The following is a 799-nucleotide window of genomic DNA, read 5'->3' on the forward strand; positions in this document are numbered from 1 at the left end:
ATAACATTTCTGACGTTGTTTTTGCTTGCATATGCAGCTGTAAATAATCAGGTCCGCCCGCTTTCGAATCCGTTCCGGACATGTTGAAGCCGCCGAATGGCTGATAACCAACGATCGCTCCCGTACAGCCGCGGTTGAAGTAAAGGTTTCCGACATGGAAGTCTTCACGCGCTTTTTCCATGTTCGCGCGGTTGGTCGTGATCACCGCTCCCGTTAAGCCGTATTCCGTGTTGTTGGCGATTTCTAGCGCATGATCGAAGTCTTTCGCTTTCGCAAACGCTACAACCGGGCCAAAGATTTCTTCTTGCATTAAACGCGCTTTCGGATCGACATCCGCGACAATTGTCGGTTGAACAAAGTACCCCTTCGAATCATCTCCTTCTCCGCCTGTGACAACGCGGCCTTCTTCATGGCCAAGTTTGGCATAGCTCATAATTTTGTCAAATGCCGCTTGGTCGATCACCGGCCCCATGTAATGATTCTCTACTGGATCCCCAACGGTGATTTCTTTCGTTAACTCGATCGCACGGTTTAATACTTGATCGTACACGTCTTCCACGATGACAGCCCGAGAACAAGCTGAACATTTTTGGCCGGAGAAACCGAAGGCGGATTTGACGATCGACTGCGCCGCTAATTCAAGATCCGCTTCTTTATCGACGATGATAGTGTCTTTTCCACCCATTTCAGCGATCACACGTTTTAACCAAATTTGGCCTTCATTTAATTTAGACGCACGTTCGAAAATACGCAGACCGACATCACGAGAACCAGTGAAAGAAATAAAGCGTGTTTTCGG

Annotated in this window: 1 protein-coding gene; it reads right to left on the reverse strand. The window is 48.2% G+C overall.

Translation table 11 applies throughout. The annotated features are described in order from the left end of the window. Positions 1–799 (reverse strand): aldehyde dehydrogenase family protein (locus IRB43_RS17620; protein ID WP_203364749.1); only part of this gene is annotated, 799 nt, incomplete at both ends.

The organism is Bacillus sp. REN10, assembly GCF_016820555.1.
Taxonomy (GTDB): Bacteria; Bacillota; Bacilli; order Bacillales; family Domibacillaceae; genus Bacillus_CE.